This window comes from Rhodococcus oryzae (genome assembly GCF_005049235.1).
Lineage (GTDB): Bacteria > Actinomycetota > Actinomycetes > Mycobacteriales > Mycobacteriaceae > Rhodococcus_G > Rhodococcus_G oryzae.
Genome location: NZ_SUMD01000005.1, coordinates 369248 through 381915, shown reverse-complemented (window position 1 = coordinate 381915; position 12668 = coordinate 369248). Strand labels below are relative to the sequence as shown.

The window sequence follows — 12668 nt, the reverse complement described above, 5'->3', positions numbered from 1 at the left end:
CGCGGTCATGGGCCCCGCGGCGATCGGTACCGGCGTCACCCGCAAGCAGGTTTTCGCGTGGGGGCTGTGGGACTGGGGCTCGGCCGCGTTCAACGCCGTGATCGTCACGTTCGTCTTCTCCGTGTACCTCACCGACGCGGTCGGCGACGACCTGCCGGGTTCGATCTCGGCGAGCACGTGGCTCGGCTGGTCGCTCGGCGCCTCCGGCCTGCTGATCGCGGTCCTGGCGCCGGTCACCGGGCAGCGCTCGGACGCGACCGGGCACCGGCGGCGCTCGCTCGCGTTCCTCACCGCGGCGGTGGTGGTCGTGATGGCGGCGATGTTCCTGATCGAGGACCGGTACCAGTACCTGTGGGCCGGGCTGGCCCTGCTCGGCGTCGGGTCGGTCCTGTTCACGCTCGCCGAGGTGCCCTACAGCGCGATGCTGCGCCAGGTGTCCACCCCGGCGAACGTGGGCAGGGTGTCCGGGTTCGGCTGGGCGATGGGCTATTTCGGCGGCATCGTGCTGCTGCTGGTCTGCTATTTCGGGTTCATCGTCGGCGACGGCGACACCCGCGGACTGCTGGGACTGAGCACCGACGGGGGATTCAACATCCGGATGGTGGCGCTGGTGGCGGCACTGTGGTTCGCGGCCTTCGCGATCCCCGTGTTGGTCGCGGTGCCGGAGCTGCCCCGGACGGAGGCCGACCCCGGAGCCGCTCAAGCGGGGTTCTTGGCGTCCTACGGTGTGCTGTGGCGCGATCTCAAGGAGCTGTGGACGGCGGATCGCCGCACCGTCGGGTTCCTGCTCGCCAGCGCGCTCTTCCGCGACGGCCTGGCCGGGGTGTTCACCTTCGGCGCGGTTCTCGCGGTCAACGTCTACGGCATCGCGGCATCCGATGTGCTGCTCTTCGGCGTGGCTGCGAACGTGGTCTCCGGGGTCGCGGCGCTGGCGGCCGGTCGGTTCGACGACACCCTCGGCCCGAAGACGGTCATCGTCGCCTCGCTCGCCGCGATGCTGGTGGCGGGCGGGATCCTGCTGGTGGTCTCGGGTCCGGTGGCGTTCTGGGTTTTCGGACTGCTGCTGTGCGTGTTCGTCGGTCCCGCGCAGTCGGCGTCGCGGACCTTCCTCGTGCGGATCACCCCGACCGGGAGGGAGGGGCAGATGTTCGGCCTCTACGCGACCACGGGCCGGGCGGTCTCGTTCCTGGCGCCGACCCTGTTCGGGTTGTTCGCGTGGCTCTTCGCCAGCGATCGGGCCGGCATCGTCGGCCTGCTCGTGGTGCTGGCGCTCGGGCTGGCGGCGGTGCTGCCGGTGCGGGCGCCCGAGCGCGACTACCGCCGGGAACCCTCGTCGGTCTGAATCTTGAGCTTGTCGGCGAACAGCCGTCGCTGCACGATCCAGCCGGCCGCCGAGAGCGCGATCCAGAGCAGGGTCGAGGTGATCTGCTCCCAACCGGCCTCCGGTTCGTGCAGGAAGGCAAGGGTGTCGCTGGTGCGCCCCAGGCCGGCCAGGATCATGCTCGCGCCGCCGATCGAGGTGAGCCACAGCAGCGCCCGGGCCCGGTACTTGTCGGCGAGGAACGCGGACGCCACAGCGACCGCGAGGATCACGATCCCGCTGAGCGCCCAGTTGTTGTCCCCGGGTTGGAGTACGTCCGCGATCTTCGCGCCCGCCATCGCGCCGGTCAGGCCGCCGATGAAGTAGGCGGAGAACTTGAAGATCAGCGTGGTGACCACCCACGAGGCCACGGCGCCGATGAGCGCGAACAGAATCAGCGTCGTCAGCGAGGCGTTGAACAGGTCCGCGATCAGCCAGCCGAGCCCGAAGCCGGCGGCGAGCACCGCGACGTGCAACGAGCCGATGCCCCAGAAGCAGAGGACGACACCGACCAGGAGTACCGCGATACCGCTCATTCTTCGTTCCCTTCGATTCGCGCGAGGACCGCTTCGGCCAGCGCGTCGGGTGCTTGTTCCGGAATCCAGTGGCTGACGCCGTCGAGCTCGACGAAACGGTAAGGGGCGTCCACGAATTCGCCGCAGCGCTCCGCGCCCGCGCGGCCGAGCGCCTCGTCGGCGGAGCCCCAGACGTAGGTGGTGGGCACCCGGACCGAGGGAATACCGCCGAAGTCGGCGCGCATGGCGCGGTACAAGGACAGCGCGGCCGTGAGTGCGCCCGGCTCGGTGAGGGCCCGCACGTATTCTGCGATCTGATCGGGGTCGAGGTCGCCGTACGCCGCGCGCAGGCGCTTGGCGTCGTCATCGAGCAGCAACTTCTCCGCCACCTGGCCATTGCGGAAGACACTGATGTAGCGCGACCGCTTCTGCTGGTCCGCGTCCTCGCGCAGCGCCCAGCCGAACGCGGACGGGTGCGGAACGGACACCGCGGTCAGGCTCTCGACGCGTTCGGGGTGATGTGCGGCGAGCCACCAGGCGACGACCGCACCCCAGTCGTGCCCGACCAGGTGCGCCGACGCGATGCCGCTGGCGTCCATCAGGGCCACCACATCGGCGCCGAGCAGTTCGATCGAATAATGCTCGACGCCGACCGGTCGGGCGCCGGGGGAGTAGCCGCGCTGCGACGGCGCGATCACCCGGTGTCCGGACGCGGTCAGCAGCGGGGTGAGCGGGCGCCAGCAGGCCGAGGTCTCCGGGAAGCCGTGCAGCAGCAGGACCGGGGTGCCGTCGGCGGGACCGGAGTCCTCGACGTCGAAGGTGAGCCCGCCGGCGGTCACTGCGGTGTGAGTACGATCGTCCACGGAATCCATTTGTCCCTCAACGCTCGTCGTTGCATACCCGGTATGGGCTGAGATTACCGCTCGGGCCTCGAAAAGGGCGACATTCGTGGCGGCCCCTCCCGTGCCCCCTCCGGCCGTGTGCCGGGGTTTGTGACGATGAGGTGAGCGCATCGGCCGATCCGGTTCGTCCGGTTCCGGAAGCATGCTAAGTATCTTTTGGTACCAGGTGACCCGGCGTGGTACTCGAGGGGTTTTCGGGAGTGAACAGTGACGATTGCCAATGGTGGGGTCCGCGATGACGAGCCCCTGCGAATCGCCGGACGGTCGGTGGCGAACTGGCTGGACGCCGCAGCGACCGACCTGACCGCCGCGGTGATCGAGCGTCTCGCCGACGACCTGCCGATCTACAAGGAGCTGCCGCAGGAGGTGGTGCAGGGCGAGATCGCGGACATCGTGCACCACAACATGGAACTGTTCGCGACGCTCGTCCGTGAGCGTCGGCCCGGGCGCAAGGCCGAGTTCGTCGAACAGCGGAACTCCTCGGCCCGACGCGCGGAGGAGGGCGTCCCACTCGATGCCGTGCTGCATGCGTACCACGTCGGCATCGGGATGGCGGCCGAGGAGCTGTTCGCCGACGCGGAACCCGGCGACATCGGCGACGTACAGACGATCATGGTGATGGTGCTCGACTTCCTGCGCCAGTTGACCCTCGAGGTGAGTTCGTCGTACCTCGAGGAGCGTCAGATCATGGACAGTCAGGAGAACTCCGGCCGCCGCTCGCTGATGGCCGCGCTGGTCGGGGGGGAGCCCCTGGACGCCATCGCGCAGCGAACCGGGCTCCGCCTCGCCCCGCACTATCTCGCGATGAGCCTGTCGATCGGGGAGCACGTCGACGAGCGCGGCGACGGCGTCAGCGGGACGGTGGCGGGCAGGCGGAAGCTGCGAAGGTTGCAGGCCGAGCTGGACCGGATCACCGGGGAGCCCGCGCTCACCGTCATCGACAGCAGCGGTGGGACGGCCCTGATCCCGTGTCCGGGGAACCCGCCGGACTGGGACGCGCTGAAACGGATGATCGATCGCGCGCAGGCGGTGGTGGGCACCGAGATCCGGGCGGCGGCGCTGGTCGCGGTGCCGGCCGAGGTGCCCGCGGCGGTGGACCAGACGGCCGAGATCATCGCGCTCATCTCGCGATCGGGCCGCCCGCCCGGGCTGTACCGGCTGCGCGACGTGCTGCTCGAGTATCAGCTGAGCAGGCCGAGCCCCGCACACCCCGAACTGGCAGGCCTGCTCGAGCCACTGGTCGCGAGGCCGGAGCTGATGCAGACTCTCGAGGCCTATGTGGCGAGCGGGCTGAACCGCCGTGCGACGGCGTCCGTGCTGCAGGTACACGCCAATACCGTCGACTACCGCATGCGGCGCGTCGCGGAGCTGACGGGGTTGAACCCGGCGGACCCCGCCGACCTCCCGCACGTGGGGGCGGCGCTGGCGGCACGCAGGGCGCTCGGCTGAGCGGAGGGCCCTGCGGACCGTCTCGGGCATAGTGGAGGGCTCGCGGCGATCCGGTGCCGCGACCACGAGGGGGATTCGATGCGGTGGGTTCGATGGACGGTGACGGCCCTCGGGTTGGCGGCGGTGCTGGCGGCCGCGGTTGGTGTCCTCGCGCACTACCTGGACTCGACGGCCACCGTGCTCGTCGTGCTCGCGTCGTTCGCGCCGTTCCTGATGGCGTGCGGCGTTGTCGGCCTTGCGGCGCTGGCCTGTACGCGCCAATGGGTCGGGACGGCGGTCGCGGCAGTGGTGGTGGCGGCCGCGGCGTGGACGCAGCTGCCGCTGTACCTGGGCGACCGTGCCTCCGACGGTGATCCGGAGCTGACGGTGATGCAGGCGAACATCCTCTTCGGGCAGGGCGACCCGGAAGCCCTTGTCGCGCAGGTCCGCTCGCGTGGTGTCGACGTGTTGACGGTCAATGAGCTGACCGACGGCGCGATCCCGCAACTCGGGGCCGCCGGCCTGGACGCCGAGCTGCCGTACCGGTACCTGCGACCGATGGAGTGGGGCGGCGGCGGGACCGGGATCTGGAGCCGACACCCGATCAGCGAGGAGACCGAGCACATGGGTTTCGTGCTGAACATGGTCTCGGTGCGGGTGCACAAACCGGAGCAGCGGCCCTTCATGATGGTCGCGGCACATCCGCTGCCACCGTGGCCCCGCCCGCAGACGACGACGTGGTCCCAGGAGATGGGCCAGGTGCGCGACATCCTGCAGGGTCTCCGCGGGCGCGGCGAGCCGGTGATCATGGGCGCCGATCTCAATGCGACCTACGATCACGCGCAGTTCCGGGCACTGATCGGCGACGGGTACAGCGACGCGGCGGAGCAGTCCGGCGCCGGTGTGCTGCGCACCTATCCGGCCGACCGTTGGTGGCCCCCGGTGCTGGGGATCGACCACATCCTGGTCTCCGGGGCGGTCGCGGTGAACGCGGAGGCGGTGGACCTGCCGGGTTCCGATCACAGGGGCGTGGTCGCGGAGATCGACCTGAACGCCCCCGATGACTACTCCGGTTCCGACTGACCCGGGTCCGACGGCGTCCGTTCGTTGATCAGGACCGCGACGCCGTCGAGGATGCGGTCGAGCCCGAATCGGAGCGCGTGAACCGGGTCGCCGGTGGACTCGAACTCGGTCCCGGCCGCCTCGCCCACCCGCCCGGACACCGGGAACTCGGCGGGGTCCATCAGTCGTTCGAGGGTCGGCGAGACGAGGTCCCACCACTGCGCGTCGGTCAGCCCGGATTTCTCCGCGGTCGCGCCGACGCTGACGAGCAGGCGGGCGGTCCCGACCACATGGGTCAACACCAGCGTCAGGACCGAGTCCATCTCGATGTCGGAGAGGCCGATTCCGTCCAGCGGTCGCAGTTCGGCCTCGTATTTGCGAACGGTGTTCGGGCCGAGGACGGGACGCATCCCGACGAGTTGGAGCATCCAGGGGTGGCGCTGGTAGAGATCCCAGTTGCGGGCGGCGATGAACGCGAGGCCGCCGCGCCATCCGCCCGGTGCAAGGGCGGGTTCGTCGAGATCCGCGTAGAGGCCGCCGAGCACGCTGTCGTGCATCAGGTCGATCAGGTCGTCCTTGCCCGGTACGTGCGTGTACAGCGACATGGCACCGGAACCGAGCCGGTCGGCGACGCGCCTCATCGAGACACCGTCCAGGCCCTCGGCGTCCGCGAGTTCGATGCCCGCGGCCACGATCGCCTCGACGGTCAAGCCCTTGCGTCCGGCCTTCCCGCGCAGCCCCCACAGCAGTCCGAGGGTGCGGGCCGGATCGGAGGGCCCCTCCTTTTTTGACGTCACGCCGGCCATTCTCCTCGCTTTCCCGCCTGCTCAGTCCGTGGCGGTGCTGCGGCGGGCCCCGTCGGGGTAGCGGAGGGAGCGGATTGCTCACCCTTGGGTGTGTTTCGGCGGACGGCGCCGCGGGCGACTCTTGAATTCGAACCCGATACCGAACCGAACGGAGCGACATCCCATGCGCCAGACCACCATGACCCGCACCATCATCGCCTCAGCCGCGGCGGTCGCCGCCATCGCCCTCGCCGGGGTCGGTGCCGTGTCGATCGCGTCGCACACCGATCCGGGAACTGCGACGAGCGTGAACTCCCCGGTCGGGCCGGGAGGAGCGGTCGTGCCGGGCTCGGACACGAGCGGCGCCACGGGTGGCGGTGTGGGGCAGGGTGCCGTTGTGGCACCGGTCGACGCGGCGACGGTCCCGGGTCTGGTCGGGCCCATGGGTGCCGATCCGGTCGGACCGGTGGGTCAGAACCCGAGCGGCCCGGCAGGCCCGAAGCCCGGCGGACAAGTGGCCGATCCGGTGGTCCCACCGCCTGCAGGGCCGGTGGATCCCGGTCCGGTGGTGGACCCGGTCGAACCGGGACCCGTTGGCCCGGTGTCCGATCCCGTCGTTCGTGATCATCGGGGAGACGGGGTCGACCCGAACCCGCCCGGTGGCGTGATCGTCGGGCCTTCCGATGGATCCGGACCGATCGTCCGTGACCATCGCGACCAGTCCGGACCGATCGTCCGGGATCATCGCTAGCCGCGATGCGCATCGGGACCGCACCAGGTCCGTGATGTGGGTCAACAAAGGGGTCGGTCCCCGCGCGTCGCGCGGGGACCGACCCCTTTGTGCGCCATACTGGGCGGCCCGCTCACACCTCGAACAGGAGTTCCCCCTTGCGTTTTCGTTCGGCCGTCCGTCCGCGTCTCTTCCTGATCGCCACCGCGGTGGCCGCACTGGCCCTGACCGGCTGCGCTGCTCCAGCGGCGGAGGCGATGCCGACCGGGAGCGCGGGCGACTCCGGCAGCGCCCAGGCCGACGGGGTTGCGGCCACCCTCGCCGCGCTGGAGACGATCCCGGTCAAGGGCCGGGCACCCAAGACGGGATACTCGCGGGATCAATTCGGACCGTCCTGGACCGACGATGTCACCGTCGCTGGCGGCAGGAACGGCTGCGACACCCGCAACGACATCCTGGCCCGCGACCTCGTCGACACGACGGTCAAGCCGGGGACCAGGAACTGCATCGTGCTCACCGGCACCCTGCACGATCCGTACACCGGCAAGTCGATCGCGTTCACCCGCGGTTCGGGCACCTCCAGCGCGGTCCAGATCGACCACGTGGTCGCGCTCAGTGACGCCTGGCAGAAGGGTGCGCAGCAGCTCGACGAGTCGACCCGTCGGGACTTCGCCAACGATCCGCGGAACCTGCTCGCGGTCGACGGCCCGACGAACGCGCAGAAGTCGGACGGCGACGCTGCCACGTGGCTGCCGCCGGCGAAGCCGTACCGGTGCACCTACGTCTCGAAGCAGGTCGAGGTCAAGGCCGCCTACCGGCTGTGGGTCACCCAGGCCGAGAAGGACGCGATCACGCGAGTGCTCTCGTCCTGCTAGAGACCCGAGGTCGGTGGGTGACGACCGCGACCGCGACGCCCGCGGCGACTCCGACGAGGGTGGCGATCGCCCGGGCTTCGAGGAGCGCCAACGGCTCGGTCGGGTCGGCCAGTTCGGTCATCAGCATGATCAACGGCGTGAAGAAACCCGACCCGGCGCTCGGCCGGGCGCTGAACTCCGTGGTCGGAAGTGCCTACCGCGGCCCGGACCGCCAGCCGCCCATCCCGATCATGATCAGCTGCAGCTGGCGTTCGGCGCGCGCGATCACCTCGCGCTCGTCGCGCTGGTCCACCTCGAGGACGTTGACGACGGTGGACATCATTGTGTTGACGATCAAATCGGCGGCCATCTCGAGGTCCTCGACCTCCCACTCGGACAGGCCCGGCACCCGGGACAGGTCGATGGTGAGTTCGCTTGCGAACAAACGCAATTCGGAGGCGATGGCCCGCCGCACCTCGACGACGCCGCCGTAGCGTTCGCGGCTGAGGAACCGGAACTGGCCCTCGTGCGCGTGCACTTGCCGCAGCAGGATCTCCAGCGACGCGCCCGCGTTCTTGGCGCTCGGGTCGCGGCGGGCCTCGCGCAGCATCCGCCGCAGCATTCGCATGCTGTCCTCGACCAGGGCGACGCCCAGGTCGTCCATCGAGGCGAAGTGCCGATAGAACGCGGTCGGGACGATCCCGGCCGACCGGGCGACCTCGCGCAGGCTCAGGTTCGCGAAACTTCGGTCCTCCAGCAGCTCGAGGGATCCGTCGAGAAGCGCCGTTCTTGTGCGCTCCTTGCGTTCGGCCCTGCTCTCCGGTTCGGTCACGGTCATCAGTGTATGTGTGTTCACTTGTTCTGTGTACGACCGGTCTGTAATCGGCGTCACATGGCCCTTGGGGTTGACATCTACCTGGTACTTCCTGACACACTTGTTTGTGTACGAGTGTTCACTGAAACTCTCAAGCAAGGAGGCCGTGGTGACCCTGCAGACCCGAACCGGAATCCGCCGGCTCTCGCTGATGTCGCTCTTCGAGGCGATGGCGACCCCGCACCAGATCGACCGCTACCTCGAGCTCCTGAACCCGATGGCGACCGTGCGCGACCTGCGGGCCGAGGTCACCGAGGTGCGCCGCACGACTGCGGACACCGTGACCCTCACGCTGCGCCCCACCCGGCAGTGGCGGGGCTTCGAGGCCGGTCAGTTCGTCCAGATCGGGGTCGTGATCGACGGTGTCCGGCACACGCGGTGCTATTCGCCCGCCTGCTCGCAGTACCGTTCGGACGGCCGCATCGAGCTCACAGTCAAGGCGCACCCACAGGGCCTGGTGTCGCAGTACCTGCACACCAACGCCCACCCCGGGCTGGTGCTGAGCCTGTCGCAGGCCGACGGGGTGTTCCGGATGCCCGCTCGCAGGCCTGACAAGATCCTGCTCATCAGCGGTGGCAGCGGCATTACGCCGGTGCTGTCGATGCTGCGCACCCTCCTGGACGAGGGGCACGACGGCGAGATCACCTTCCTGCACTACGCCGACACCGAGCGGGACGTGGCCCACCGCGACGAGCTGGCTCAGCTGGCGGCGGGCCGCGAGAACGTGCGGGTCGTGCTGGCCTACACCGGTCAATCGGACGGCGGTGACCTGCACGGCTTCTTCGGGCGCGAGCACCTCGAGGCCGCGGCGTCCTGGCACGGCGAGGCCCAGACCTACCTGTGCGGCCCACCCGGGCTGATGCGGGGGGTCCGCGAGCACTACGACCGGATCGGGCTGGTCGATCGGCTGCACACCGAGGAGTTCGCCGCCCCGGTCGCCGCCGACGAGGACGCCACCGGCCAGCTGACGTTCAGCTCGTCCGGGGTGACCGCGCAGAACTCGGGCGCGAGCCTGCTGGAACAGGCGGAGGCCGCCGGTCTGACTCCCGAGTACGGGTGCCGGATGGGGATCTGCTTCTCCTGCACCGCGGTCAAGACCTCCGGCTGCACCAGGAACCTGCGTACCGGCGAGACCGACTCCGACCCCGACCAGCCGATCCAGCTGTGCATCTCGGCGGCCGTCGGCGACGTCTCCGTCGATATCTGATCACCTTCGACCAAGGAGAACTCCCATGCTCGGACTGTCCATCCCGACGCTGCCGTTCCTCGGCGGCGCGAAGAACGAAGAGACCACCGCCCCGATCGTGCTCAGTTACGAGCAGGTCGAGGAGATCGGACGCGAACTCGACGAGCTGCGCGCCCGGGTCGTCGCCGATCTCGGCGAGCAGGACCGCGAGTACATCTACAAGATCATCAAGGCCCAGCGTGGATTCGAGGTCGCCGGCCGCGGCCTGATGTACCTCGGGTTCCTGCCGCCGTTCTGGCTCGCCGCCGTCGGTGCCCTCGGCATCTCGAAGATCCTCGACAACATGGAGATCGGCCACAACGTCATGCACGGCCAGTACGACTGGATGCGCGAACCGGGCCTGAACTCGCGGGACTTCGAATGGGACACGGTGTGCCCCGCGGACCAGTGGCGGCACTCGCACAACTACATGCACCACACCTACACCAACATCGTCGGACGCGACCGCGACATCGGTTACGGCATCCTGCGGATGGACGATGCCCAGAAGTGGAATCCGTACTACCTGGGCAACCCGGTGTACGCGTTCGCGCTCATGGTCTTCTTCGAGTGGGGCGTGATGCTGCATGACCTCGAGACCGAGAACATCGTCAAGGGCAAACGGAAATGGCACGACGTCAAGCCGCTGCTGCAGGGCATGTGGCGCAAGGCCGGTCGCCAGGTCCTCAAGGACTACATCGTGTTCCCGGCTCTGACCGGCCCACTCTTCGTGACTACCCTGCTCGGCAACGCCAGCGCCAACCTGGTTCGGAACCTGTGGACCTACTCGATCATCTTCTGCGGGCACTTCCCGACGGGAGTGCAGACCTTCAGCGAGGAGGAGACCGCGGAGGAGACGCAGGGGCAGTGGTACGTGCGGCAGATGCTCGGCAGCGCGAACATCGAGGGCAGCCCGCTGTTCCACATCATGTCCGGCAACCTCTCGCACCAGATCGAGCACCACCTGTTCCCCGACATCCCGGCGCACCGCTATCCCGAGATGGCGCCGCACGTGCGGGCGCTGTGCGAGAAGCACGGTCTGCCGTACAACACCGGCGGCTTCTTCAAGCAGATCGGATCGGTGTGGGGCAAGATCTTCAAGCTCGCGTTGCCGCCGTTCCTGACCGGCTCCCAGTCCGCTCCCGGTGTTATCGTCGAACGTCAGAAGGCCACAGCGTGAGAGGTGACGCGTCCATGGTGAGCAAGTTCGAGCGACGCAAGGACACCGTGCAGGAGCTGACGGAGTCCGGGGCCACGCACGTCGGCAAGATCGCGATGATCATCGCTGGCGCGGTCCGGGACGTGACCCGCGAGATCGGCGACTGGATCACCGACGGCATCGAGATGCGCGAGGCGTCGAAGCGGGCGCAGGCGGACGCTGCCGACGAGGAAGCGGACGTCCCGGCCGGCGACGCGGACGCCGGCGAGGGCCCCGCAGGCAAATAGTCGCCGCCCGTCTGCGGCACCCCGCACCCGGCGCGTGATAATTGATCCAGCTGATGATGATCGGCGGGACGATGACACGTGCCCGCCTGGAGTAGTGGATGCGGAGAACGGCGATGAGTGAGGCAGTTCAGGTCGGCGACCTGGTGCATATTTCGGATACTGCCGGCACCTGGGCGGTGGAGGAGATCCGCTCCGGAATCGCCCTGCTACGGGGCAGCGACGACAAGCGGATCTCCTCGCGGCTGCACAAGCTGACGGTGGTGCGCAAGGGCGCCACGAAGTAGGGCGCGCAGATTGGGAGCGCGGGTCCGCACCGACTGCCGTCGGCGCGGACCACGCCATCGTCAGAGCCGGATGTGCGGATAATCCGGTGAGCGCTCCTGGAATGACAGGATGCTGGGATTCTGGACGACCCCGTCACGGATCTCGATGGACCGCCGGATGGTCGTGTCGGCATCCCAGGCCACGGGCCCGCCGAGCACGGTCGCGAGATAGGGGAGCAGCGCTTCGCTGATCTCCCAGGTGGCGGAGTTCCACAGGTAGGACGGGCTGTGGTCAACGCCGTAGTAGACGACATTGTTGCCGACCTCGAAGGTCGGCTGCGTGAACGACGTCGGCCTCGCCCAGCTGAATCCCATTCCCTCGTCGCAGGATACGTCGACGATCAGCGTGCCAGGTGTGAGCGAATCGAGGTCCTCGTCGGTGAGGAAGGTCAGCGGCGCGTCGGTGTCCTGCAGGACGCAGTTGACGATGATGTCGTGCTCGGCGAGGAATCCCGCCACCGGCACGCGACCGCGTTCGGTGTGGGCGTGGCTGCGGCGCGGGTCCGCGTCGTCGTGATCGAACTGCACCATCCGGGCGGAGTGGATGGGCGCGCCGACGGCGCTGATCCCGCGGACGGTCAGCACCTCGACGTCGTGGACGCCGTGCGCGCTCAGCGCCGTGACCGCGCCCCTGGCGGTCGCGCCGAAGCCGATCACGGCGGCCCGCAGGCGGCGACCGTAGTCGCCGGTCGATCCGGCGATCTGCATGGCGTGGAGCACCGAGCAGTAGCCGGCCAGCTCGTTGTTCTTGTGGAAGACGTGCAGGCTGAGCGATCCGTCGGCCGTCCAGTGGTTCATCGCCTCGAAGGCGATCAGGGTCAGCCGCCGGTCGATGGCCAGCTGGGTGACGGCCGCGTCCTGGACACAGTGCGGCCAGCCCCACAGCACCTGGCCCTCCCGCAGCTGCGCGAGATCCTCCGCGAGTGGCTTGGCGATCAGGACGACGTCGCAGGTCGCGATGAGCTGCTCGCGAGACAGCAGGCCCGCGACGAGGGGGGCCAGCTGTTCATCGGGGATCCCGAAGTGTTCGCCGTACCCGCGCTCGAGGTAGATGTGCTCGCGGAGCCCCGCATCGATTCGCTCGAGGTGCAGGGGGTGGATCGGGAGCCGGTGCTCGTTTTCCTTGCGTGACTCCGACGTGATTCCGAGACTGAGCTGGTTCAA

Annotated in this window: 15 protein-coding genes; 9 read left to right on the top strand and 6 right to left on the bottom strand. The window is 68.9% G+C overall.

Going from position 1 to position 12668, the window contains the following annotated elements:
• Positions 1–7: 7 nt before the first annotated feature.
• Positions 8–1342 carry an MFS transporter gene (locus tag FCG67_RS13285; RefSeq protein WP_136910218.1) on the top strand — a complete coding sequence of 445 codons (1335 nt, stop codon included), beginning with the start codon at positions 8–10 and terminating at the stop codon, positions 1340–1342.
• Here FCG67_RS13285 and FCG67_RS13280 read toward each other — a convergent pair.
• Positions 1315–1896, bottom strand: coding sequence for a DUF4203 domain-containing protein (locus tag FCG67_RS13280; RefSeq protein ID WP_136910217.1), 582 nt, complete (start codon positions 1894–1896; stop codon positions 1315–1317). The genes FCG67_RS13285 and FCG67_RS13280 overlap by 28 nt on opposite strands.
• Complete coding sequence (locus FCG67_RS13275; protein ID WP_425467827.1) at positions 1893–2738, bottom strand: alpha/beta fold hydrolase; 846 nt, start codon at positions 2736–2738, stop codon at positions 1893–1895. The genes FCG67_RS13280 and FCG67_RS13275 overlap by 4 nt, the downstream gene beginning before the upstream one ends.
• 246 nt (positions 2739–2984) lie before the next feature.
• On the opposite strand from FCG67_RS13275, the gene FCG67_RS13270 reads away from it, so the two are divergent.
• Both FCG67_RS13270 and FCG67_RS13265 read left to right on the top strand, forming a co-directional pair.
• Positions 2985–4226 carry a PucR family transcriptional regulator gene (locus tag FCG67_RS13270; RefSeq protein ID WP_211243187.1) on the top strand — a complete coding sequence of 414 codons (1242 nt, stop codon included), beginning with the start codon at positions 2985–2987 and terminating at the stop codon, positions 4224–4226.
• A 78-nt stretch (positions 4227–4304) separates the two neighbouring features.
• Positions 4305–5288 carry an endonuclease/exonuclease/phosphatase family protein gene (locus FCG67_RS13265; RefSeq protein WP_136910215.1) on the top strand — a complete coding sequence of 328 codons (984 nt, stop codon included), beginning with the start codon at positions 4305–4307 and terminating at the stop codon, positions 5286–5288.
• Here FCG67_RS13265 and FCG67_RS13260 read toward each other — a convergent pair.
• Positions 5270–6073, bottom strand: coding sequence for a TetR/AcrR family transcriptional regulator (locus FCG67_RS13260; RefSeq protein ID WP_136910214.1), 804 nt, complete (start codon positions 6071–6073; stop codon positions 5270–5272). The genes FCG67_RS13265 and FCG67_RS13260 overlap by 19 nt on opposite strands.
• Before the next feature lie 163 nt (positions 6074–6236).
• Here FCG67_RS13260 and FCG67_RS24985 point away from each other — a divergent pair, with 163 nt between their 5' ends.
• Entirely contained in the window at positions 6237–6803 is a 567-nt protein-coding gene (locus tag FCG67_RS24985) for a hypothetical protein (RefSeq protein ID WP_169310515.1), read from the top strand.
• Positions 6804–6940: 137 nt separating this feature from the next.
• On the top strand, positions 6941–7657 hold the full coding sequence (locus FCG67_RS13250) for an HNH endonuclease family protein (RefSeq protein ID WP_246045042.1): 717 nt from the start codon (positions 6941–6943) through the stop codon (positions 7655–7657).
• Here FCG67_RS13250 and FCG67_RS13245 read toward each other — a convergent pair.
• Both FCG67_RS13245 and FCG67_RS13240 read right to left on the bottom strand, forming a co-directional pair.
• Positions 7632–7784, bottom strand: a complete 153-nt coding sequence (locus tag FCG67_RS13245; RefSeq protein ID WP_211243186.1) for a hypothetical protein — start codon at positions 7782–7784, stop codon at positions 7632–7634. The two genes, FCG67_RS13250 and FCG67_RS13245, sit on opposite strands and share 26 nt — an antisense overlap.
• Before the next feature lie 66 nt (positions 7785–7850).
• Positions 7851–8474, bottom strand: a complete 624-nt coding sequence (locus FCG67_RS13240) for a TetR family transcriptional regulator (protein ID WP_136910312.1) — start codon at positions 8472–8474, stop codon at positions 7851–7853.
• Between the two features lie 187 nt (positions 8475–8661).
• Here FCG67_RS13240 and FCG67_RS13235 point away from each other — a divergent pair, with 187 nt between their 5' ends.
• From FCG67_RS13235 to FCG67_RS24980, 4 genes are all read left to right on the top strand, one after another.
• The gene (locus FCG67_RS13235; protein ID WP_211243201.1) at positions 8662–9717 is read left to right on the top strand and encodes a ferredoxin reductase; all 1056 of its coding nucleotides are present in this window, start codon (positions 8662–8664) and stop codon (positions 9715–9717) included.
• Between the two features lie 25 nt (positions 9718–9742).
• On the top strand, positions 9743–10915 hold the full coding sequence (locus tag FCG67_RS13230) for a fatty acid desaturase family protein (RefSeq protein ID WP_136910213.1): 1173 nt from the start codon (positions 9743–9745) through the stop codon (positions 10913–10915).
• Positions 10916–10929: 14 nt separating this feature from the next.
• Positions 10930–11181: a hypothetical protein gene (locus FCG67_RS13225; protein ID WP_136910212.1), complete on the top strand. Its 252-nt coding sequence runs from the start codon at positions 10930–10932 to the stop codon at positions 11179–11181.
• 113 nt (positions 11182–11294) lie between these two features.
• Positions 11295–11465, top strand: coding sequence for a hypothetical protein (locus FCG67_RS24980; protein WP_169310514.1), 171 nt, complete (start codon positions 11295–11297; stop codon positions 11463–11465).
• A gap of 60 nt (positions 11466–11525) precedes the next feature.
• Here the strand turns inward: FCG67_RS24980 and FCG67_RS13220 are convergent, their stop codons facing one another.
• Positions 11526–12668: a N(5)-(carboxyethyl)ornithine synthase gene (locus tag FCG67_RS13220; protein WP_136910211.1), complete on the bottom strand. Its 1143-nt coding sequence runs from the start codon at positions 12666–12668 to the stop codon at positions 11526–11528.